The 21,465-nt window shown below is 66.8% G+C and carries 21 protein-coding genes and 1 tRNA gene; 11 read left to right on the top strand and 11 right to left on the bottom strand.

Features of this window, described 5'->3' with window-relative positions; translation table 11 throughout:
* From ACLP4W_RS07955 to ACLP4W_RS07935, 5 genes are all read right to left on the bottom strand, one after another.
* The coding region (locus tag ACLP4W_RS07955; protein WP_442385593.1) for an acyl-CoA dehydrogenase family protein at nt 1–648 on the bottom strand (648 nt) is incomplete at its 3' end.
* Nucleotides 645–2,648: an ATP-binding protein gene (locus tag ACLP4W_RS07950; protein ID WP_442385592.1), complete on the bottom strand. Its 2,004-nt coding sequence runs from the start codon at nt 2,646–2,648 to the stop codon at nt 645–647. The genes ACLP4W_RS07950 and ACLP4W_RS07955, both read right to left, overlap by 4 nt.
* A 5-nt stretch (nt 2,649–2,653) precedes the next feature.
* Nucleotides 2,654–4,243: an acyl-CoA carboxylase subunit beta gene (locus ACLP4W_RS07945; RefSeq protein ID WP_442385595.1), complete on the bottom strand. Its 1,590-nt coding sequence runs from the start codon at nt 4,241–4,243 to the stop codon at nt 2,654–2,656.
* A 2-nt stretch (nt 4,244–4,245) separates the two neighbouring features.
* Nucleotides 4,246–5,394 (bottom strand): acyl-CoA dehydrogenase family protein, encoded by a 1,149-nt coding sequence (locus ACLP4W_RS07940; RefSeq protein ID WP_442385591.1) that lies wholly within the window; start codon nt 5,392–5,394, stop codon nt 4,246–4,248.
* Between the two features lie 16 nt (nt 5,395–5,410).
* Nucleotides 5,411–7,123 (bottom strand): acyclic terpene utilization AtuA family protein, encoded by a 1,713-nt coding sequence (locus tag ACLP4W_RS07935; protein WP_442385590.1) that lies wholly within the window; start codon nt 7,121–7,123, stop codon nt 5,411–5,413.
* Nucleotides 7,124–7,435: 312 nt separating this feature from the next.
* Between ACLP4W_RS07935 and rpmF the strand changes: the two genes are divergently transcribed.
* The 5 genes from rpmF to ACLP4W_RS07910 all read left to right on the top strand — a co-directional run bounded on the left by rpmF (nt 7,436) and on the right by ACLP4W_RS07910 (nt 12,063).
* Nucleotides 7,436–7,609: a 50S ribosomal protein L32 gene (rpmF, locus tag ACLP4W_RS07930; RefSeq protein WP_067115484.1), complete on the top strand. Its 174-nt coding sequence runs from the start codon at nt 7,436–7,438 to the stop codon at nt 7,607–7,609.
* 129 nt (nt 7,610–7,738) lie between these two features.
* The gene (gene mprA / locus ACLP4W_RS07925; RefSeq protein WP_442385589.1) at nt 7,739–8,425 is read left to right on the top strand and encodes a two-component system response regulator MprA; all 687 of its coding nucleotides are present in this window, start codon (nt 7,739–7,741) and stop codon (nt 8,423–8,425) included.
* Entirely contained in the window at nt 8,425–9,957 is a 1,533-nt protein-coding gene (locus ACLP4W_RS07920) for an ATP-binding protein (protein ID WP_442385588.1), read from the top strand. Before mprA ends, ACLP4W_RS07920 begins: the two co-directional genes overlap by 1 nt.
* Nucleotides 9,958–10,021: 64 nt before the next feature.
* On the top strand, nt 10,022–11,518 hold the full coding sequence (locus tag ACLP4W_RS07915) for a S1C family serine protease (RefSeq protein WP_442385587.1): 1,497 nt from the start codon (nt 10,022–10,024) through the stop codon (nt 11,516–11,518).
* On the top strand, nt 11,518–12,063 hold the full coding sequence (locus ACLP4W_RS07910) for a MogA/MoaB family molybdenum cofactor biosynthesis protein (protein ID WP_442385586.1): 546 nt from the start codon (nt 11,518–11,520) through the stop codon (nt 12,061–12,063). The genes ACLP4W_RS07915 and ACLP4W_RS07910 overlap by 1 nt, the downstream gene beginning before the upstream one ends.
* A 28-nt stretch (nt 12,064–12,091) precedes the next feature.
* On the opposite strand, the gene mscL is transcribed toward ACLP4W_RS07910, so the two are convergent.
* From mscL to ACLP4W_RS07890, 4 genes are all read right to left on the bottom strand, one after another.
* Nucleotides 12,092–12,550 (bottom strand): large-conductance mechanosensitive channel protein MscL, encoded by a 459-nt coding sequence (gene mscL / locus ACLP4W_RS07905; RefSeq protein WP_442385585.1) that lies wholly within the window; start codon nt 12,548–12,550, stop codon nt 12,092–12,094.
* Between the two features lie 66 nt (nt 12,551–12,616).
* On the bottom strand, nt 12,617–13,285 hold the full coding sequence (locus ACLP4W_RS07900; RefSeq protein WP_442385584.1) for an SAF domain-containing protein: 669 nt from the start codon (nt 13,283–13,285) through the stop codon (nt 12,617–12,619).
* Between the two features lie 77 nt (nt 13,286–13,362).
* On the bottom strand, nt 13,363–13,713 hold the full coding sequence (locus tag ACLP4W_RS07895; protein ID WP_442385583.1) for an FmdB family zinc ribbon protein: 351 nt from the start codon (nt 13,711–13,713) through the stop codon (nt 13,363–13,365).
* Nucleotides 13,714–13,787: 74 nt separating this feature from the next.
* Nucleotides 13,788–14,405, bottom strand: a complete 618-nt coding sequence (locus ACLP4W_RS07890; protein WP_442385582.1) for a 5-formyltetrahydrofolate cyclo-ligase — start codon at nt 14,403–14,405, stop codon at nt 13,788–13,790.
* Between the two features lie 77 nt (nt 14,406–14,482).
* On the opposite strand from ACLP4W_RS07890, the gene ACLP4W_RS07885 reads away from it, so the two are divergent.
* The 6 genes from ACLP4W_RS07885 (at nt 14,483) to ACLP4W_RS07860 (ending at nt 20,046) form a co-directional block, all read left to right on the top strand.
* Nucleotides 14,483–15,403 carry a UTP--glucose-1-phosphate uridylyltransferase gene (locus ACLP4W_RS07885; protein ID WP_442385581.1) on the top strand — a complete coding sequence of 307 codons (921 nt, stop codon included), beginning with the start codon at nt 14,483–14,485 and terminating at the stop codon, nt 15,401–15,403.
* 114 nt (nt 15,404–15,517) lie between these two features.
* A complete protein-coding gene (gene glp / locus ACLP4W_RS07880; protein ID WP_442385580.1) occupies nt 15,518–16,819 on the top strand; it encodes a molybdotransferase-like divisome protein Glp in 1,302 nt (433 codons plus the stop codon).
* 21 nt (nt 16,820–16,840) lie between these two features.
* Entirely contained in the window at nt 16,841–17,494 is a 654-nt protein-coding gene (locus ACLP4W_RS07875; protein WP_442385594.1) for a GNAT family N-acetyltransferase, read from the top strand.
* A gap of 226 nt (nt 17,495–17,720) precedes the next feature.
* The gene (gene sepX / locus ACLP4W_RS07870; RefSeq protein ID WP_442385579.1) at nt 17,721–18,782 is read left to right on the top strand and encodes a divisome protein SepX/GlpR; all 1,062 of its coding nucleotides are present in this window, start codon (nt 17,721–17,723) and stop codon (nt 18,780–18,782) included.
* A 38-nt stretch (nt 18,783–18,820) separates the two neighbouring features.
* Nucleotides 18,821–18,896 (top strand) — tRNA-Ala (locus tag ACLP4W_RS07865).
* Nucleotides 18,897–18,969: 73 nt separating this feature from the next.
* A complete protein-coding gene (locus ACLP4W_RS07860) occupies nt 18,970–20,046 on the top strand; it encodes a tyrosine-type recombinase/integrase (RefSeq protein WP_442385578.1) in 1,077 nt (358 codons plus the stop codon).
* A gap of 136 nt (nt 20,047–20,182) precedes the next feature.
* Here ACLP4W_RS07860 and ACLP4W_RS07855 read toward each other — a convergent pair whose 3' ends face one another.
* Nucleotides 20,183–20,506: a hypothetical protein gene (locus ACLP4W_RS07855; RefSeq protein ID WP_442385577.1), complete on the bottom strand. Its 324-nt coding sequence runs from the start codon at nt 20,504–20,506 to the stop codon at nt 20,183–20,185.
* Between the two features lie 281 nt (nt 20,507–20,787).
* Nucleotides 20,788–21,003, bottom strand: coding sequence for a hypothetical protein (locus tag ACLP4W_RS07850; protein ID WP_442385576.1), 216 nt, complete (start codon nt 21,001–21,003; stop codon nt 20,788–20,790).
* Nucleotides 21,004–21,465: the final 462 nt, after the last annotated feature.

Below are 21,465 nucleotides of genomic sequence, written 5' to 3'. Positions count from 1 at the left end.
AAGGAAAACCTGGAATTGGCGTTCGGGGCTGATCAGCTCCATCTCGATCGGGGTGTAGGTGAACCCGGGCGCGTCGGTGGGCACCACGAAGAGCGCGGGGCGCAGCTTGCCGGTCCTGGCCTCCTCGCTGCGAGTCACCACCAGGACCGCCTGCGCCTGGTCGATGCCCGAGATATAAACCTTCTGGCCCTTCAGAATCCAGTCGCTACCGTCGCGCCGGGCGGTGGTGGTGATCTTGTGTGAGTTGGATCCCGCGTCCGGCTCGGTGATCGCGAACGCCATGGTCAGGGAGCCATCGGCGATCGCAGGAATCCAGCGCTTCTTCTGCTCTTCGGTGCCGAACTTGCTGATGATGTTGCCGTTGATGGCCGGCGATACGACCATCAGAAGCAGCGCGCTACCCGCGGCCGCCATCTCCTCCATCACCAGTGACAGCTCGTACATTCCGGCGCCGCCACCACCGTACTCCTCGGGCAGATTGACCCCGAGAAAGCCGAGTTTGCCTGCCTCGGACCATAACTCGGTCGTGTGTTCGTGTGCGCGCGCCTTCGTTAGGTAGTACTCCGCGCCGTAGTTAGAGGCCCACTCGGCCACCGCCTTGCGCAGGGCCCGGCGTTCCTCGTTTTCGACGAAGCTGGTGTCGGTCACCGTGTATCTCCTTCTGTTTGCGGCGGTTCGACCCTTGCCAGGACGGCGCCGACCTCGACTTGCTGACCTGTGTCGACGTTGAGCTCGGTGAGCACGCCGTCGGCCGGCGCGGCGATGGTGTGCTCCATCTTCATTGCCTCCAGCCAGATCAACGGCTGACCGGCGGTGACGGTCTCGCCAAGGGCGGCGCCGAGTCGAATCACGTTGCCGGGCATGGGCGCCACCAGAGACCCCTGTTCGACGGCGGAACCCGGCTTGGGGAACCGCGGCAGCGCGACCAGGTGGACGGGCCCGCGCGCCGAATCGACGTAGATATCGTCGCCGTGGCGCGCGACCGCAAAGCTGCACGCCACGCCGTCGCCGTCGGCCAGCACGACCTCGTCCGGCGCGGCCGAGACCAGCTGTACCGGTTCAACACCTTCTGGGCCGGCAAATACTAATCCCGTTCTGGTGAAACGGTATTCGACCCGGTGCTCGTTGCCCTCGACGTTACCCGCGTCGCGGTAGCTCTTCACCTGATAGCCGGACGGCAGGTTCCGCCAGCCACTGGGTAGCGAGCCCAAGATCGGGGCCGTCTCGCGGTTGTGTTCGGCGTCGGCAAGCGCGGCCGCGATCGCCGACAACCGGACGACGGCGGCGTCGGCCAGTGGCGCGGAAAGCTCCGCCAGGTCGTGCGTGTCGAAGAACGCGGTGTCGGTCGAGCCGTCGAGGAAAGCCGGGTGCCGCAGCACGTTGACCAGCAAGTCGCGGTTGGTGCGTACTCCGTGCAGATGGGTGCGGGCCAGTGCGTCGGCGAGCACCAGCGCCGCTTGCCGGCGCGTCGGAGCGTAAGAGATGACCTTGGCCAGCATCGGGTCGTAATGGATCGACACCGTGGAGCCGTCGACAATGCCGGAATCCAGCCGGATCCCGGTTCGCTGTCGCAGCGTGCAGAACTGCGCCCGAACCGTCGGCACGTCGATCGCATGGACCAGGCCGGCCCGCGGCTGCCAGCCCTGGGCAGGATCCTCGGCATAAAGCCGGGCCTCGATCGAATGCCCTTGCGCGGCCGGCGGTTCGGGATCAAGGCGGTCGCCGGCGGCGACCGCGAGCTGCAATTCGACGAGGTCGAGCCCGGTGGTCTCCTCGGTCACCGGGTGCTCGACCTGCAGCCGGGTGTTCATCTCCAGGAAGTAGAACTGCCCGTCATCATCGGCGAGGAACTCCACGGTCCCGGCACCGGCGTAGTCGATCGCACTGGCGGCCAGCCGGGCCGCGTCGAACAGCTTGGCCCGTATGCCCGGCGTGCGCTCCACCAAGGGGGACGGCGCCTCTTCGATGACCTTCTGGTGGCGGCGCTGGATGGAGCATTCCCGCTCCCCGACGGCCCACACGGTGCCATGGGTGTCGGCGAGGACCTGAACCTCCACGTGGTGCCCCGTGGCCAGGTACCGCTCGCAGAACACGGTCGGATCCCCGAATGCGGACTGCGCTTCGCGGCGAGCCGCCGCGACTTCGCTTGCAAGAGACGATAATTCGCGAACCACCCGCATCCCACGACCGCCACCGCCCGCGGAAGCCTTGACCAGCACCGGCAGCTGCGCTTCGGTAACTGATTCAGGGTCGAGTTCGTCGAGCACCGGAACTCCGGCGGCGGCCATGAGCTTCTTGGACTCGATCTTGGAGCCCATCGCCCGGACCGCATCCACCGGCGGCCCGATCCAGGCCAGACCCGCGTCCTGGACGGCGGCCGCGAAGTCGGCGTTCTCCGAAAGGAACCCATAGCCGGGGTGCACCGCGTCGGCCCGGGCGGCGCGCGCCGCGGCGATGATCGCCTCGGCATTCAGATAGTCGGTCGTCTTCGCCAGCCGTACCCGGGCGTCGGCCTCCGCGACGTGCGGCGCGGAGGCGTCGGGGTCGGTGTATATGGCGACGGTGCCGACACCCAGCCGACGGCAGGTGGCGAACACCCGTCGGGCGATCTCGCCCCGGTTGGCGACCAGTACTCGGGTGAATCCCATCAGGCTCACATCCGGAAGACGCCGAAGTTCGACGTCCCCTTGATCGGGCCATTGGCAATGGCGGACAAACACATTCCCAGTACGGTGCGAGTATCGCGCGGGTCGATCACCCCGTCGTCATAGAGCATTCCCGACAAGACCATCGGAAGCGACTCGGCTTCGATCTGGCCCTCGACGGCCGCCCGCATCGCGGCGTCGGCCTCCTCGTCGACGTGCTGTCCGCGGGCTTCGGCGGCGGCGCGAGCCACGATCGACAGCACGCCCGACAGCTGGGCGCCGCCCATCACCGCGGCCTTGGCGCTGGGCCACGCGAACAGGAACCGGGGGTCATAGGCGCGCCCGCACATGCCGTAGTGGCCAGCTCCGTACGACGCGCCGATCAACAGCGAGATATGCGGGACGGTCGAGTTGGAAACGGCGTTGATCATCATCGAGCCGTGCTTGATCATCCCGCCCTCCTCGTAGTCCTTGCCCACCATGTAGCCGGTGGTGTTGTGCAAGAACAACAGTGGTGTGTCGGAGCGGTTGGCGAGCTGGATGAATTGGGTGGCTTTCTGTGACTCCTCGCTGAACAGCACGCCGCGCGCATTGGCCAGGATGCCCAGCGGGTAGCCATGCAGCCGGGCCCAGCCGGTCACCAGCGACGAGCCGTACATCGGCTTGAATTCGTCGAATTCGGAGCCGTCGACGATCCGGGCGATCACTTCCCGGGGGTCGAACGGGATGCGCAGATCCGGAGGCACGATGCCGATCAGTTCCTCGGCATCGAACAGCGGCTCCGTCACGGGTCCCGGAGCCGGTCCCCGTTTGACCCAGTTCAGCCGGGCAACGATGCGACGTCCGAGCCGGATCGCGTCGAGCTCGTCGACGGCGAAGTAGTCGGCCAAACCCGAGATGCGGGCGTGCATTTCGGCGCCGCCCAGCGATTCGTCATCGGATTCCTCGCCGGTGGCCATCTTCACCAGCGGGGGACCGGCGAGGAATACCTTCGAACGTTCCTTGATCATCACCACGTGGTCGGACATCCCGGGGATGTAAGCGCCGCCGGCAGTGGAGTTGCCGAAGACGAGCGCGATAGTCGGAATGCCGGCGGCCGACAGGCGGGTCAGGTCGCGGAACATCTGCCCACCGGGGACGAAGATCTCTTTCTGCGTGGGCAGGTCGGCGCCGCCCGACTCCACCAGCGACACCACGGGAAGACGGTTCTGCAATGCGATCTGGTTGGCCCGCAATATCTTCTTCAGCGTCCACGGGTTGCTGGTGCCGCCCTTGACGGTCGGGTCGTTGGCGACGACCAAGCACTCCACGCCCTCGACCGCACCGATCCCCACCACGGCGCTCGCGCCCAGCGTGAAGGAACTACCGTAGGCGGCCAGCGGACTCAGTTCCAGGAACGGCGAATCCGGATCCAGCAGCAGTTCGATGCGTTCGCGCGCGGTGAGCTTGCCGCGGGCGTGGTGGCGCTCCAGATACTTCGGTCCGCCCCCGGCGAGGGCCTTGGCGTGCTGGGTGTCGATCTCCGCCAGCTTGGAGGTCATGGCCCGGGCCGCCTCGGTATAGGCGGCCCCGGTCGGGTCGAGCGTGGACTGCAGCACGGTCACGATTGGTACCCCAGGGTTTTCGCGGCCAATGCCGTCAATATCTCGGTGGTTCCGCCTCCGATGCCGAGGATCCTCATGTCCCGGTATTGGCGTTCGACCTCCGACTCGGCCATGTAGCCCATGCCGCCGAACAGCTGGACTGCTTGATTGGCGACCCATTCGCCGGCCTCGACCGCGGTGTTCTTGGCGAAACACACCTGCGCGATCAGGTTTGTCTCGCCGGCGAGCTGACGCTCCACCACGTTGCGCGCATACACGCGGGCGACGTCGATGCGGCGGGCCATCTCGGCCAGCGTGTTCTGCACCGATTGGCGCGAGATCAACGGGCGGCCGAACGTCTCCCGGTCACGGCACCAGGCCACCGTGATGTCCAGACACCGCTGTGCGCTCGAATACGCCTGGGCGGCAAGGCCGATTCGCTCGGCGACAAAAGCCTGGGCGATCTGGGCGAACCCGCTGTTCTCGGTGCCGATGAGATTGGCTGCCGACACCCGCGCGTCGACGAAGGACAGCTCCGCGGTGTCCGAGGACCGCCATCCCATCTTGTCCAGCTTGCGGCTGACCTCGAAGCCGGGCGTGCCCTTCTCGATCACCAGCAGCGAAACCCCCACTGCGCCAGGCCCGCCGGTGCGCACGGCGGTAACGACGTAGTCCGCACGTACTCCCGAGGTGATGTAGGTCTTGGCGCCGTTGACGACGTAGTCGTCGCCGTCCAAGACCGCTGTGGTGCGTAGGTGTCCGACGTCGGAACCGCCGCCGGGCTCGGTGATGGCCAGCGCGCCGATCCTCTCGCCGGCCAGCGTGGGCCGCACGAACGCGTCGATCAGCCGCGCATCGCCCGATGCGATCATGTGCGGCACCGCGATGCCGCACGTGAACAGCGACGCGAAGACGCCTCCGGGTGCGCCGGCGTGATGCACTTCCTCGCAGATGATCACCGAGTCGGCGCCGTCTCCGCCGCCACCGCCGACCGCTTCGGGAAAGCCCGCGCCCAGCAGCCCCGCCGCCCCGGCGCGCCGGTGCAAGTCGCGCGGCAGGTCGCCGGTGCGTTCCCATTCGTCGATGTTGGGCAGAATCTCGCGTTCTGCGAACGAGCGCACCGTCTTTCGCAACTGCTCGCGCTCCGGCGTGGTCCACATATTCACGGCGTCGTCCAAAAATTCATAAAAGCCCTTCCGGGATGTCGACGTGGCGGCTGCGCAGCCATTCACCCAGGCCCTTGGCCTGGGGATCGAATCGCGCCTGGTAGGCGACGCCCTGCCCCAGGATGCCGTCGATGACGAAGTTCACCGCGCGCAAATTGGGCAGCACGTGGCGGCTGACCTCGAAGTCCGCCGCCTCGGGCAGCAGCTCCTTGAGCAACTCGACGGTCAGCGTGTTGGCAAGCCATCGCCATTGTTCGTCGGTGCGGACCCAGACCCCGACGTTGGCCGATCCGCCCTTGTCGCCGCTGCGTGCCCCGGCGATGCGGCCCAGCGGCACCCTGCGCACCGGACCGGCCGGAAGCGGCTCGGGCAACGGCGGGGGACCGGCGGGCGATAGTTCCAAAGTATCGGTGGCGCAGGGGATATCGGTGCGCGTGCCGTCGGCGTGCACCGCGATGTGCGGCACCTCTTTGGCATCGACGTAGCCAGGGGTGAACACGCCGTAGACCTGACCTTCGCCGGGCGGGGCGGTCACGTGAAAGCCCGGATAGCTGGCCAACGCCAATTCCACCGCGGCTGAGGAGAATTGGCGTCCGACGTTGGCCGGGTCGGGATCGCGGACAACGCAGTGCAGCAACGCGCTGGCGGCTTCTTCGGAGTCGGCGTCGATGTGGTCGGTGCGGGCGAGGGTCCACTGCAGCTCGGCGGGCTTGACCGTGAGCGCGGCCTCCAGCTGCCGGCGCACCAGGTCGGCTTTCGCCTCGATGTCCAGGCCGGTCAGTACGAACGTCATGGCGTTGCGGAATCCGCCGATGCTGTTCAGCGACACCTTGTACGTGGGCGGCGGCGGTTCGCCGAGCACACCGCTGATGCGCACCCGGTCGGCGCCGTCTGCGGACAGCTCGATGGTGTCCATCCGGGCGGTGACGTCGGGGTTGGCGTAGCGGGCGCCGGTGATCTCGTAGAGCAATTGCGCAGTGACGGTGTCGACGCTGACCAGACCGCCGGTGCCGGGATGTTTGGTGATGACCGACGAGCCGTCTGCGTAGACCTCGGCGAGCGGGAAACCCGCGTAAGTCAGGTGGGGAACTTCGGTGAAAAACGAGTAGTTGCCACCGGTGGCCTGGACGCCGCATTCGATGACGTGGCCGGCGACCACGGCACCGGCGAGTTGGTTGTAGTCGGTGCGCCCCCAGCCGAAGTGCGCCGCCGCCGCCCCCACGATCACCGAGGCGTCGGTGACCCGGCCGGTGACCACGACGTCGGCGCCGTCGTCGAGGCAATCGACAATGCCCCAGGCGCCCAGGTAGGCGTTCGCGGTCAGCGGCATGCCCAGGTTGAGTTCGGCCGCGCGCGGCTGCAGGTCGTCGCCCTCGACGTGGGCGATACGGGCCGGGACGCCCAGGCGCTCGGCCAGGGTGCGTATCGCGTCGGCCAGCCCGGCCGGGTTGAGGCCGCCGGCGTTGGCGACGATGCGAACGCCGCGGTCGCGGGCCTCACCCAGGCAGTCCTCGAGTTGAGTCAGGAAGGTCTTGGCATAGCCGCGGTCCGGGTGCTTCATCCGGTCGCGCCCCAGGATGAGCATGGTGAGCTCGGCCAGGTAATCGCCGGTGAGGTAGTCCACGTCACCGCCGGTGAGCATCTCGCGCATCGCCGATAGCCGGTCCCCGTAGAACCCGGAGCAGTTCGCGATCCGGACAGCGCCAGGATTACCAGGAGCAGAGGCCATGCGCGTCCTCCAATCAACCAACCAACCGGTAGGTTAGCGGGTACCGCCGGTGCCACGTCAAGGATGCCTGGTCGGCCGTGGGCGCTTGTTATGCACCCGGCCGAACTCCTGAAAGTGACGCGACACGCGCACCACGAACACGACACGCCGTGGCGCATCGCCCTGGCGTCAGTTTCGGCGCGGTGCATACCCATTTTGGTGACCAGCGGGCCAGCGACTATCCTGGTAGGCAATCGTCGCACGTTCGGCCAGACCGGCCACGCCGCGCGACATGCCCTACCCGAAGCCCCGAACGAGGAGTTAGGCGCGACCATGGCCGTACCCAAGCGCAGGATGTCGCGCGCGAATACCCGAAGCCGTCGCGCGCAGTGGAAGGCCACCCGGACCGAGCTCGTCGGTGTGACGGTGGCGGGCCAGAAGCACAAAGTGCCCCGCAGGCTGCTAAAGGCGGCCCGGCTTGGTCTGATCGATCTCGACCGGCGTTAACGCGATCACCCGACTTTGCCCGGCAAACGGGCGGTGCTGCCGTTCGTCCCGCATCGTCGGGCGAATTCCCAAGAACAATGCGGCGAGTCTCTCAGGCCGCTCTCAGGCGCTGGGACGAAACTGATGGCCGTGCGGATACTTGTCGTCGACGACGATCGCGCGGTGCGCGAGTCACTGCGTAGATCGCTGTCATTCAACGGCTACTCGGTCGAGTTGGCCCATGACGGCGTCCAGGCTCTCGACATGATCGCCAGCGACCGGCCCGACGCGCTCGTCCTGGATGTGATGATGCCGCGGTTGGACGGCCTCGAGGTGTGCCGTCAGCTGCGCAGCACGGGCGACGACCTGCCGATCCTGGTGCTTACCGCCCGCGATTCGGTTTCCGAGCGGGTCGCGGGCCTGGACGCCGGCGCCGATGACTATCTGCCGAAGCCGTTCGCCCTCGAAGAACTGTTGGCCCGCATGCGGGCGCTGTTGCGTCGTACCAAGCCGGAGGATGCCGCCGAATGGGTGCCCATGAAGTTCTCCGACCTGACACTGGACCCGGTCACACGCGAAGTCACTCGCGGGGAACGCCGGATCAGCCTGACCCGCACCGAATTCTCGTTGCTCGAGATGTTGATCGCCAATCCGCGCCGGGTGCTCACCCGCAGCCGCATCCTCGAGGAGGTATGGGGATTCGACTTTCCCACCTCGGGCAACGCGCTGGAGGTCTACGTGGGGTACCTCCGCAGAAAAACCGAGGCCGATGGTGAGCCGCGACTGATCCACACGGTGCGCGGCGTGGGTTACGTCCTTCGGGAGACGCCCCCCTGATGAACCGGTTCCAGCGGCGCCGGCGCGCACCCCTGGGGGCCACCAGCTCGTTGTCCCTACGGTGGCGGGTAATGCTGCTGGCGATGTCGATGGTGGCGATGGTCGTCGTGCTGATGGCATTCGCCGTCTACGCGGTCATTTCGGCCGCGCTGTACAGCGATATCGACAACCAGCTGCAGAGCCGGGCGCAAATGTTGATCGCCAGCGGCTCACTGGCCGCCGATCCCGGAAAGGCCATCGAGGGCACCGCCTATTCGGACGTCAATGCGATGCTGGTGAACCCGGGCCGGTCGATCTACACCGCACAGCAGCCGGGTCAAACCCTGCCGGTCGGTCCGCAGGAAAAGGCCGTCATCGGCGGCGAATTGTTCATGTCGCGGCGTACCGCGGCGGATCAACGAATCCTCGCCATCCACCTGCCCAACGGCAGTTCGCTGTTGATCTCCAAGAGCCTGAAGCCGACGGAAGCGGTGATGACCCGACTGCGCTGGGTGCTGCTGATCGTCGGCGGCATCGGCGTCGCGGTCGCCGCGGTAGCCGGTGGCATGGTCACCAGAGCCGGGCTGCGTCCGGTGGCTCGGCTGACCCAAGCGGCCGAACGGGTGGCGCGCACCGACGACCTGCGGCCCATCCCCGTGTTTGGTAGCGACGAATTGGCAAGGCTCACTGAGGCATTCAACTTGATGCTGCGGGCTCTGGCCGAGTCCCGCGAGCGCCAGGCCCGCCTGGTCACCGATGCCGGACATGAATTGCGCACCCCGCTGACGTCGCTGCGCACCAACGTAGAACTGCTGATGGCCTCGATGGAGCCGGGAGCGCCGCGGCTACCCGAGCAGGAAATGGTCGACCTGCGCGCCGATGTGCTCGCGCAGATCGAGGAATTGTCCACGCTGGTAGGCGATTTGGTGGACCTCACCCGTGACGACGCCGGCCAGGTGGTGCACGAGGCGGTCGACATGTCCGAGGTGATCGATCGGAGCCTGGAGCGAGTCAGGCGGCGGCGCAACGACATTCACTTCGATGTCGAGGTGGTGCCCTGGCAGGTCTACGGCGACTCCGCCGGGCTGTCGCGCGCGGTGCTGAACCTGATGGACAACGCGGCCAAGTGGAGCCCGTCGGGCGGCCATGTCGGCATCAGGATGAGGCAACTCGACCCGTCGCACGCTGAGTTGGTGGTTTCCGACCATGGCCCGGGAATTCCACCGCCTGAGCGCCGTCTGGTGTTCGAGCGGTTCTACCGATCGACGACGGCACGGGCGTTGCCTGGTTCGGGACTTGGACTGGCGATCGTGAAGAAAGTGGTGCTCAACCACGGCGGGTTGCTTCGCGTCGAGGACACCGTGCCCGGAGGCCAGCCCCCGGGTACATCCATCTATGTGCTGCTTCCCGGCCGGCCGATGTGGGTCACGACGGACCGGACGTCGGCGGTCGACACCACGACCGAATCAGTAGAACTGGCCGGCAACGGCGCGAACTCTCGGGATTCAGCGAACGTTATCTCAGTGGACTCTCAGTCCGCGCGGGCAAGGTAGTCCTGCAGTTACTGTTGGAACAGAGCCGACAGATGCCGAATTAGAGGAAGAGCGACCTAGCGACATGACGAACGACCCGAGGTATTCACCGCCGCCGCAGCAGCCGGGATACCGTACGGCGCATAATCAGCCGGTGCCCCCAGCCTATGGGCAGGGGCAGCAGCCGCCACCGTACAGCCAGCAGTTCGACTGGCGCTATCAGCCGCCGCAGCCGACGCAGGCGCCGCAATACCGGCGGCCCTACGAGCCATTCGGCGACGCCGGGCCGGGCCGGGCACCCGGGGGTGCCGGGCCGGCCCCCTTTGCCGGGGGTACCGGGGCGGGTCCCATCCCCGGAGGTGCCGGTACAGGTCCGATCCCCGGGATGCTGCCACCGATGGTTCCCCCGCCCGCGCCGGTACGCCAGAAGCGGTCGCGCGCAGGCATGCTCACGGCGGGCGCGCTGGCGATCGCCGTGGTGTCGGCCGGCATCGGCGGCGCCGCGGCAACGGCCGTCGAGCTGGGCACGCACTCCGTGGGTGGTAATGGCGGCGGGCTGATCCCGGGGGCCGCTCCCAGCGTCCCCGCGGCCAACATGCCGCCGGGCAGCGTCGAACAGGTCGCCACGAAGGTGGTGCCCAGCGTCGTGATGCTGGAGACCGATCTGGGTCGCCAGTCAGAAGAGGGCTCCGGCATCATCCTGTCGGCTGACGGGCTCATTCTGACCAACAACCACGTGGTCGCGGCCGCGGCCAAACCGGCGGCCCCACCCGGTGGTCCGGGTGGTCCCGGTGGCCCCGGTGGCCCCGGTGGTCCGGCACCAAAGACGACGGTGACGTTCTCCGACGGCCGTACCGCACCGTTCACGGTGGTCGGTGCGGACCCCACCAGCGACATCGCCGTGATTCGTGTCCAGGGCGTTTCCGGCCTCACACCCATTTCGATGGGCTCGTCGTCGGATCTGCGTGTCGGCCAGCCGGTGGTGGCGATCGGATCACCGTTGGGTTTGTCGGGCACGGTGACCACCGGGATCGTCAGCGCGATGAACCGGCCGGTGTCCACGACCGGCGAGTCGGGCAACCAGAACACCGTGCTGGACGCGATTCAGACCGATGCGGCGATCAACCCGGGTAACTCCGGCGGTGCGTTGGTCAACATGAGCGGCCAGCTGGTGGGCGTGAACTCGGCAATCGCCACCCTGGGCGGCGATTCGTCGGATGCCCAGAGCGGCTCGATCGGCCTCGGCTTTGCGATTCCGGTCGACCAGGCCAAGCGCATCGCCGACGAGTTGATCGCCACCGGCAAGGCGTCACACGCCTCGCTCGGCGTGCAGGTGACCAATGACAAGGGCACCCCGGGCGCCAAGGTCATGGATGTGGTCCAGGGCGGTGCCGCCGCGACTGCCGGAGTGCCCAAGGGTGTGGTCGTCACCAAGGTCGACGACCGCCCGATCAGCAGCGCCGATGCACTGGTTGCCGCGGTGCGGTCCAAAGCGCCCGGCGACAAGGTATCGCTGACCTTCCAGGATCCCGGCGGCGGCAGCCGCACAGTGCAGGTCACCCTCGGCAAGGCGGATCAGTAATGAGAGTCGATGAGCCGCTGTCGGAGCTCGGATATACCGTTGCACCCATGGAGGCGGGTGCGGAGTTGGTAGTGGGCCGGGCTCTGGTGGTGGTCGTCGACGATCGCACGGCCCACGGGGACGAGGATCACAGCGGACCGCTGGTCACCGAGCTGCTGACCGAGGCGGGGTTCGTTGTCGACGGAGTGGTGGCGGTCGCGGCCGACGAGGTCGAGATCCGCAACGCCCTGAACACCGCGGTGATCGGCGGCGTGGACCTGGTGGTCTCGGTCGGCGGGACGGGAGTCACGCCGCGCGACGTCACCCCGGAGGCCACCCGCGACATTCTGGATCGGGAAATCCTCGGTATCGCCGAAGCCATCCGTGCCTCCGGGCTGTCGGCGGGAATCATCGACGCCGGGCTGTCGCGGGGTCTGGCCGGCGTCTCCGGAAGCACGTTGGTGGTCAACCTCGCCGGTTCCCGCTACGCGGTTCGCGACGGGATGGCGACGCTCAATCCGCTTGCGGCTCAGATTATCGGGCAGTTGTCGAGCCTGGAAATCTGAGTCCGCTATCGCGGATTCGATTCGGGCATCACTGCGATTCGGCGTCCGCGCGGGGTCCGTGGCTGGGGGTGGGCGCCATGGCGGCTCCGCCATGCCGACCGGACGAGTCCCCGTTGGTCTGGGCGAGAAGGTCGCGGATCTCGGTGAGTAGCACGATCTGAGCGTCGTCGGCCTGCTCGACCTCTCCCCGCCTGCGCAGCGTGTTGTAGGGGAGCACGACGAAGAAGTACACCACGAACGCAATCAGCACAAAGTTGATCACGGCGGCCAGCAGGATGTTCAAGTCGATGGTCTGACCGCCGCCGATGCCGATCCTCAAGGCGCTGACATCGGACTGCTGATTGACGCCGATCCGGTTGATCAACGGCGTGATGATGCTGTCGGTGAACTTGGTGACCAGTCCGGTGAACGCCGTGCCGATGACCACCGCGACCGCCAGGTCGACGATGTTGCCCCGCGAGAGAAACTCCTTGAACCCTTTGAGCATTGGGATGTCCCCTTCTGGAATGGACAAAGTTTGCTATCGATCACGTGCCTAACAGTGGCCAGGTACTCAGTGCAGGGTGAGGGTTACCGTCTGGCCCAGCGCCGAGCCCGCCACCGTGTTCGCCACGCGAGCCGGCAGCGCAACTAACACTACGCGGTCGCCGTCGTTTCCCTGGGCTTTCTGCTTGGCCGACACGAGGACAACTACGGCGTCGGTGGCGACGACTCTGGAGACCGGCTGGGTGGCGGCCTGTGAGTCGGTGGCCGGGACAGCCAGCACGTCAACGACATCGCCGACGCGAACGAGGTCGACCAAGGCTCCATCGGTTAAATGCAGCGGCACGATGCGGGCGCCGGGCCCGGCCGTCGACTCGGCCAGCCGGCTACCGAGCAACCGGACATCGGTGAGCACCTCGCCACGCCTCGTGGGGCTGGCAAGCGTTGAACCGACCACGGTGGCCAGGTCGGCCTGCGAGCCGTCGGGAACCGTTGTGGCCAAACGCTTTTCGAGGCGGACATCGTCGGGGGTCAACGCGGTGCCGGGGTGCAGGTCACGCGCGGCCACGACCACTTCGGCGCTGTCACCGTCGGGATTCGACCGCAGCGTCGCGATGCCGGCCAAAACGACGAGGCCGCCCGCGGCGACTCGCCGGGCCAGCACGGTCCGAGTCCAGTCCGGGCGCAGCGACGTCGATATACGGCGCAGCAGCGGTGGATTCAGCGACGATTCCCGCACGCCGCAACGGTAGGCGCAGCGCGGCCGCGGCAGCGCCGGTCAGAAGTTCCCTTGTGGATAGATTGCGTGGATAACTGCTAGGTCGAGGCGGCCGCGGTGGACGGCGTGGGGCTGCTGCTCGACTTGTCACTTGACCCGTTCTTGCCGCTGGACCCGCTATTGTCGCTGGACGCGCTCTTTTCGCTCGACCCCGAACTCGACGCTTCGCTGGTCGAGGATCCGTTGGCCGAGGTCTTCGACTTCTTGCCGTCCTCGCGGCTGTCCGTGCGATAAAAGCCGCTGCCCTTGAACACAATCCCGACGGAGTTGAAAAGCTTGCGCAGCCGACCGGAGCACTCCTCGCAAGTGGTCAGCGCGTCATCGGTGAAGGCCTGCACCATGTCGAAGCGGTTGCCGCACTCGGTGCACTCGTAGCTGTAGGTCGGCACTAAGAACCTCCGTGAATGTAAAGCCTGGTTAGCACTCTACCGTGTCTAGTGCTAAAACGGCCGAGTGAGCTGTCTCATTCCCCGTCGTGGCCGTCGGAAGGCATGGTGATCAGCCCGCGTCGCGGCGTGATCACGTGGGTCATCGGCACGTCGTGCGGCTCCGCGGGCAACTCGTCGAGGAATTCCGCGTCGCGCACCATCGCGACGAGGCGCGCCTGCGGGCCGCGGCCGTCCAGCGAGAGGTCGTAAAACCCACGCCCCCGCCCCAGCCGCACGCCCCGCCGGTCGACCGCAAGCGCCGGGACGATAATCAGGCCGGCCTCGGCCAGGGCCGACGCCGGCAGCACGGGTCCGGGCGGCTCGAGCAGCCCCCACGGTCCGCGGGTAAGCGCGCCGGGCCGGTATTCGCCCCACCGCAGCGGCAATGGCATGTCGTCGCCGGTGGTACGCGCAACCGGCAGCAGCACCCGACCCGACCGGCGCAGCAACATGTCCACCATCTCGATCGACCCCGGCTCGGTGCCTACCGGCACGTATGCGCAGACTGTGCTGCCGCTGCTCACCGTGAGCTCTAGGTGGAGCTCCAGCTGCTCGGCGAGCATGCGGGCCTCGGCGGCACGAACGTCGTCGGCAACGAGACGCCGGGCCGCCAACAGCTGCTCGCGCAACACCGCCTTGCTTGCGGTTGCCATGCCCTCAACCATGGCAGGCCCGGATTTCGCCCCGCCACACCGCGTCGGCGACTCTGACGCGGGTTATCGTTTGAACGATGTCACACCCAGAAGTTCCGATCCCATTTACGGCGATCGTCCCTGCGGCCGGCCTGGGTACGCGCTTCCTGCCCGCCACCAAGACAGTGCCCAAGGAGCTCCTGCCCGTCGTCGACACCCCCGGCATCGAGCTGGTCGCCGCGGAGGCGGCTGCGGCCGGTGCCGAACGTCTGGTGATCGTCACCTCCGAGGGCAAGGACGGGGTCGTCGCGCATTTCGTGCAAGACCTGGTGCTGGAGGGCACGCTCGAGGCGCGCGGCAAGACAGCGATGCTGGCCAAGGTGCGGCGAGCCCCGGCACTCATCAAGGTGGAGTCCGTCATACAGGCCGAGCCGCTCGGACTGGGACACGCGATCGGCTGCGTGGAGCCCACGCTGGCCGCCGACGAGGACGCCGTCATGGTGCTGCTACCCGACGACTTGGTGCTGCCGACCGGCGTCTTGGAGACGATGTCGAAGGTGCGCGCCCGGCACGGCGGCACGGTGTTGTGTGCCATCGAGGTAACGCCCGAAGAGATCAGCGCCTACGGGGTTTTCGATGTCGAGCCGGTCCCCACTGGTGAATGGGCTGACAATCCCGACGTGCTGAAGGTCAAGGGCATGGTCGAGAAGCCCAAGGCCGAAGATGCCCCGTCGTTGTACGCGGCGGCGGGCCGCTACGTGCTCGACCGAGCCATCTTCGATGCGTTGCGCCGCATCGAGCGGGGCGCAGGCGGCGAAGTGCAGCTCACCGATGCGATCGCCCTGCTGATCAAAGAGGGCCACCCGGTGCATGTCGTGGTGCATCACGGATCTCGACACGACTTGGGAAATCCCGGCGGCTACCTCAAGGCTGCGGTTGACTTTGCATTGGATCGTGACGACTATGGCCCCGATTTGCGGCGATGGTTGGTGGCGCGATTAGGCCTGACCGAGCAGTAGCCGGGCGATGACGCCGGGCCCGGCGAACTAGGCGGGCCCGGGTCGCCCGAGACGGCGCCCGCGGGGGCTTAGAGGGCGGCGCCCGTTAGGGCATTGAGGGCAGGGAGGCGCGTTGTGCGTTCGGTTGAGGAGCAGCTGGCCCGGATAACGGCCGCCGCGGTGGCCCCGCGGCCCATACGTGTTGCCATCGCCGAGGCACAGGGATTGATGTGCGCCGAGGAAGTGGTCACCGAGCGGCCGATGCCCGGCTTCGACCAGGCCGCGATCGACGGCTACGCGGTGCGCAGCGTCGACGTGCTGGGCGTGGGCGAGGTGGGTGATGTCGGCGTCGAGGGCTTCGGCGAATCATCCGACGAGTCGGCCGGCGACGAGGATGTGCGTGACGGGCTGGTCCTGCCGGTGATGGGAACCATCGAGGCCGGTACGCGCACACCCAGCCGGTTGCAGCCGCGACAGGCCGCCCGCGTGCAGACCGGGGCCCCGCTGCCGACGCTGGCCGACGCGGTGCTGCCGTTGCGGTGGACGGATGGCGGGACGTCGCGCGTACGGATTCTGCGAGGGGCGCCGTCGGGTGCCTATGTGCGCCGGGCCGGCGACGACGTCCAACCCGGTGACGTTGCGGTGCGCGCCGGAACGATCATCGGCGCGGCCCAGGTCGGGCTGCTGGCGGCGGTCGGCCGCGAAAGGGTGTTGGTGCATCCCCGCCCGCGGTTGTCGGTCATGGCCGTGGGTGGTGAGCTGGTCGACATCTCGCGCACCCCGGGAAACGGGCAGGTGTACGACGTCAACTCCTATGCCTTGGCGGCGGCGGGCCGAGACGCCGGCGCGGAGGTCAACCGCATCGGAATCGTCAGCAACAACCCCAACGAGCTCCGCGAAGTCGTCGAAGGCCAGATCAATCGCGCCGAGGTCATAGTGATCGCCGGCGGGGTCGGGGGTGCGGCAGCCGAGGCGGTACGGTCGGCGCTTTCCGAGCTCGGCGAGATGGAGGTCGTCCGGGTCGGCATGCATCCGGGGTCCGTCCAGGGTTTTGGGCAGCTCGGGCGGGAGGGCGTTCCGACATTTCTGCTGCCGGCCAATCCGGTCAGCGCTTTAGTGGTCTTCGAGGTGATGGTCCGGCCGCTGATCCGGCTGTCATTGGGCAAGCGCCAGCCGATGCGCCGGATCGTGCAGGCCCGCGCGCTGTCGCCGATCACCTCGGTCGCCGGGCGCAAGGGCTACCTTCGCGGTCAGCTGATGCGTGACCAGGAGAGCGGTGAGTATCTCGTGCAGGCACTCGGTGGTGCTGCGGGGGCGTCGTCGCACCTGCTGGCAACGCTCGCCGAAGCGAACTGTCTGGTCGTGGTTCCCAGCGGTGCGGAGCAGATTCGAACCGGTGAGATCGTCGACGTCGCCTTCTTGGCCCAGCGCGGCTAAGTGGAACGACTGCACGCACTCGTGAACCTGTTGCGCTCAAATTCTCGTCATCCGGGTTGGCCCTTGGGCGTAGGTCCGCTGCGGGTCCCGGCGGGCATGGTTCGGTTGCGTGCGGTGCGGATGCGTGATGGCGGGCAGTGGAGCCGGATCCGGTTGGCGGATCGCGCGCATCTCGAGCCGTGGGAGCCCAGCGCGGATGGCGATTGGACGGTCCGGCACACGGTTGCCGCATGGCCGGCGTTGTGTTCGGGTCTGCGTGCGGAGGCCCGCAAGGGGCGCATGCTGCCGTACGTCATCGAGCTCGACGGGCGCTTCTGCGGCCAGTTGACCATCGGCAACGTCACCCACGGGGCGCTGCGATCGGCGTGGATCGGCTACTGGGTGCCGAGGTCGGCGACCGGCGGCGGGGTGGCCACCGCGGCACTGGCGCTGGGTCTCGATCACTGCTTCGGTCCGGTCATGTTGCATCGCGTCGAGGCCACCGTCCGCCCGGAGAACGCCGCGAGCCGGGCCGTGCTGGCGAAGGTCGGCTTCCGGGAAGAGGGTCTGCTGCGCCGCTACCTCGAGGTTGACAGGGCGTGGCGGGACCACCTGTTGATGGCCATCACCGTCGAAGAGGTGCAGGGGTCGGTGGCATCGACCCTGGTCCGGGCCGGGCACGCGGGTTGGCCGTGACCGGAGGCCCGCTGAGGGCGGGGGGCCGGCAGTCGTGCTGTGTGATCCCCGCGGCGCTCGTGTTGCCACCGCGGCCCCAGTGAACTGTGGCCAGCGCGACACGAGTGACATTTGGTGCTTGTGAGAGGCAAATTACAGGTGTGTAATTGTGCTGGTCACTGTGACCCGGCTGCGGAGGCCACCGCCGGTCTCGCGGGGATCCAGGACCAGTTAGGAGCAGGTCATCATGCCAAGCATCCCGCAGTCGTTGTTATGGATTTCGCTCGTGGTGCTGTGGCTGTTCGTGCTGGTTCCGATGCTGATCAGCAAACGCGACGCGGTGCGGCGGACCAGCGACGTGGCTCTGGCGACCCGGGTGCTCAACGGTGGCGCCGGTTCCCGTCTGCTGAAGCGGAGTGGCCCGGCCGCGGGCCATCGCAGTGACCCCGATTGGAAGCCGGAGGAAGACGCGGCCGAAGACGAACTCGCCGACGCCGACCAGGACCCGCACGAAGACCATGACGAAGACGCCGACACCGAGCACCTGCCCGCCGATCCGGTCGTCATGAAGGTCGCGGAGGCCGCCGAGGGCGCCGAGTCCGACTACCTGGACGTCGACGTCATCGAAGATTCCGGGGCCCTTCCGGCGGGATCCGCCGCCGAGGTGCCCGAGCCCGCGCCGCTCGCGGTCGACGACGCCGACGAGAACGAGACCGATCCCGTCGGCCAGCACGCCGAGGAAGACCAGGCGGAGGACGACCAGGGGGACCGGTACGAATACGTCGAGGACTCGTCCGGTTTGGAACCCGAAGAGGACCGCTCCGAGTTCGAGGACGAGGATCCGCGGGAGTCCTTCGCACCCGGCGCCTCACGGCGGCGCCGATTCGACACGAAGACCGCAGCCGCGGTGAGCGCGCGCAAATACACCTTCCGCAAGCGCGTGCTGATGGTGATGGCGGTCATCCTGGTTGGCTCGGCCACGGCCGCGTTCGAAGTATCGCCGACCGCGTGGTGGCTGTGCGGAACCGCAACCGCGGTGACCATGGTCTACCTGGTCTACCTGCGCCGGCAGACCCGGATCGAGGAGAAGGTGCGTCGTCGCCGGATGCAGCGGATGGCGCGCGCGCGCCTTGGCGTGGAGAACGCCTACGACCGCGAATACGATTTGGTCCCGTCGCGGCTAAGGCGCCCGGGCGCGGTGGTCCTGGAGATCGACGATGAGGACCCGATCTTCGAGCATCTCGAGAACGCGATGCCGATGCGGACCTTTGGCTGGCCCAGGGACCTGCCGCGAGCCGTTGGCGAGTAGGACTGGCAGTTCGGCGGCTGGTAGCCTGCTAGCGATCAGGGGCTATGGCGCAGTTGGTAGCGCGACTCGTTCGCATCGAGTAGGTCAGGGGTTCGAGTCCCCTTAGCTCCACCACAAAAGTCCAGCTCACGGCTACCCTTCGACGTTACGTCGGGAACAACGTAACAATTGGCGTAACATCAGATTTGTGGCAAGCATCCACGCCCAGAAGAACCGCGCCGGGAACACCTACCGCGTGCTGTGGCGCCACGACGGTCGCCAGCGCTCGCTGACGTTCGCGAACCTGGCTGCTGCAGAGCGTTTCAAGACCCTGCTCGAGGACCAAGGGCCGGACGAGGCGCTGCGCGTCCTCGAGCTCGACGAGATCGGGCGCCACGTTCCAACCGTCACCGAGTGGCTGACCACTCACATCGACAACCTCACCGGTGTGCAATCGGCGACCCTGGCGCGCTACCGCACGTACGTTGCTCGCGACATCGATCCTGTGTTTGGGTCCATGCCCGTCTCGGCGGTCACTGAGGCCACGATCGCGCAATGGGTGAAGCAGCTGGGCGGCAGCGGAAAGACCATCTCGAACAAGCATGGCTTCGTGTCCGGGGTGTTCAAAGCTGCGGTGCGTGCTGGAGTGATGGCGTCGAACCCATGCGAGGGCCGACGCCTGCCGCACACCCGTGTCGAGGAGACGGTGTTCCTCACGCCGGGCGAGTTCCGACTGCTGCGCGACCACATCGAGCGCGAGCGCTGGAAGAATCTCGCGACCTGGCTGGTGAGCACCGGCATGCGCTTCTCTGAGGCGACCGCGCTCACCGCGGCCGACATCAATGCCGATGCTAAGACCTGCCGCATCACCAAGGCCTGGAAGTACTCCGGTGACTACCGACCGCAGATCGGTCCGCCGAAGACGAAGAAGTCGGTCCGGACCATCAGCTTGCCGTCCGCGGCGCTGGAGGTCGTTGACCTCACCGCGCCGGGATTCCTGTTCACCAACGGCGCGGGCAATCCCGTTCGCGCCCAGGAGTTCTTTAACGGCGGCTGGAAGCCGGGCCGCGAGCGCGCCCTGGCAGCTGGGCTGACGAAGTCTCCACGGGTGCACGACCTGCGCCATACGTGTGCGTCGTGGATGATCGCCGCCGGCGTACCGTTGCCGATCATCCAGCAGCATCTGGGGCATGAGTCCATCCAGACGACCATCGGTGTGTACGGGCATCTGGATCGTCGCAGTGCGCAGGTGGCTGCCGACGCGATCGGCTCGGTGCTGAGCTGACCGCCTCACGGTTGATGGCCACAGGACGTGGTGGGTTCGGTGCATGTCTTGATGTCGGACAAAACGATCGACAACGTCGCCAGCCTGGTAGTCCTCATGCTCCGGCGCTTCGACAATCCCTTGCGGCAGGAGTTATTCAAGCGCCGCGCTGCTGATGGAGTCGTCGGCCGTAGCGACTCTGGCGTGACAGCCCCGACGGCGAGGGCGGGTCGGCCGGCCGTGCCTGGATGCACATCGACTCGATTGCTCCTTCGATCTGGGCCTCGGTCATCGCCCATCGTCCGGCACGCTTCATGCCGGCGAACGTGCGGTCACGAAGTTTTGATCGCAGGTAGGACTCGGAGAGTCCCAGGATGCGCGCTGCCTCTGCCAGGTCGTAAATGATGGGAATCTTGACGCTCAGCAGTTGTGCGCGGGTGGCCGGGTCGACTGGGTCATGCCGACTCATGGAGGTGTTCATTGACTCACTGTACGAAGGCTGACGAGCTAAGGCGACGGTCAGAGGAAACTTTTTCACGTGCGTATCGAGGCGCGCGGCACGGACGCTAAATCGCTGCACACCAGTATTTCCCGCTGTTTCCCGGTCTGGCGGTACCTCGTGAGAAATCCGCCACGCGCGCGGCGATTGCGTCTGGAAACGCTAAGCCTTGACCGTGGCGTGACCGGGGCCAGAGTCGTTACATTCCGATGGTGGTGAGGGACGCAGAAGCTTTGGATCCGCGCCGGCGGCCGTACCCAGTTTCAGCTATGCCCAACGTTGTCGAGACTGCGCGCAAGCGGGCCGTGTTCCTCACCGACGTATTGTCTCACCTCGCCAGGTACCGGATCGCGCTTGCGGCGTTGGCAGACTTTGAACGTCGTCATGAAAACGCTGAGCGGGCTGCCGATTTGGAAGATATCTACCTCTCGCTTGATAACGCCAAACAGCAATTCGGGATCGATGCTGACGATGCTCATGCGCGGTGGGTAAACCTTCGTCGGCTCAATGAATCGGAGCAGCGCAGATTCCCTGAAGTCTGATCTAGACAGACACGCCCGAAAGCTCTGGACTCCTGCGAGCATGATGTTCGAGAAGCCTGTTTCAGCGGCCATTATGGCCCCTTAGCCAGGCCAGCCACGACGCAAACGACAAGCGTTCAATTCCAATTTGAAGGAGTTGAACCTACTCGGGAGTGTCGCATCGGTGCTTTCTTCCGAAGCGGATGAGTGGGCGCATGGCCATCTCTTCTGCGTTGCGACATCGGCTGTGCTAGCGCCGTATTAGTGGATGCTGAGCATCACTGCGACGGCGCGCGCCGCGAAGCGTGGCTCGTCGTTTGGGCTGACTGCTGGTGGCGCCAAGGGCTGATTTCTTGAGTCGGTCATCGAGTGCGTGGAAGCACTCGCTCGCGGTGCGGTAGCCCTGGCGTTCCGGTAATT

It is taken from the genome of Mycobacterium sp., from assembly GCF_052145595.1.
GTDB lineage: Bacteria > Actinomycetota > Actinomycetes > Mycobacteriales > Mycobacteriaceae > Mycobacterium.
Note: the sequence above shows the minus strand (reverse complement) of the source record. Positions and strands in the feature narration are given on the sequence as shown.

Bases quoted from the DNA above. Each gene is read 5' to 3' on its own strand.
- ACLP4W_RS07950 (WP_442385592.1), bottom strand. From the start codon at position 2,648: ATGGGATTCACCCGAGTACTGGTCGCCAACCGGGGCGAGATCGCCCGA.
- ACLP4W_RS07935 (WP_442385590.1), bottom strand. From the start codon at position 7,123: ATGGCCTCTGCTCCTGGTAATCCTGGCGCTGTCCGGATCGCGAACTGC.
- rpmF (WP_067115484.1), top strand. From the start codon at position 7,436: ATGGCCGTACCCAAGCGCAGGATGTCGCGCGCGAATACCCGAAGCCGT.
- ACLP4W_RS07920 (WP_442385588.1), top strand. From the start codon at position 8,425: ATGAACCGGTTCCAGCGGCGCCGGCGCGCACCCCTGGGGGCCACCAGC.
- ACLP4W_RS07915 (WP_442385587.1), top strand. From the start codon at position 10,022: ATGACGAACGACCCGAGGTATTCACCGCCGCCGCAGCAGCCGGGATAC.
- ACLP4W_RS07910 (WP_442385586.1), top strand. From the start codon at position 11,518: ATGAGAGTCGATGAGCCGCTGTCGGAGCTCGGATATACCGTTGCACCC.
- mscL (WP_442385585.1), bottom strand. From the start codon at position 12,550: ATGCTCAAAGGGTTCAAGGAGTTTCTCTCGCGGGGCAACATCGTCGAC.
- ACLP4W_RS07890 (WP_442385582.1), bottom strand. From the start codon at position 14,405: ATGGCAACCGCAAGCAAGGCGGTGTTGCGCGAGCAGCTGTTGGCGGCC.
- ACLP4W_RS07885 (WP_442385581.1), top strand. From the start codon at position 14,483: ATGTCACACCCAGAAGTTCCGATCCCATTTACGGCGATCGTCCCTGCG.
- sepX (WP_442385579.1), top strand. From the start codon at position 17,721: ATGCCAAGCATCCCGCAGTCGTTGTTATGGATTTCGCTCGTGGTGCTG.
- ACLP4W_RS07855 (WP_442385577.1), bottom strand. From the start codon at position 20,506: ATGAACACCTCCATGAGTCGGCATGACCCAGTCGACCCGGCCACCCGC.
- ACLP4W_RS07850 (WP_442385576.1), bottom strand. From the start codon at position 21,003: ATGAGCATCGTCAGCATCGATCCCGAATTGCTGTTTGGCGTTATCAAG.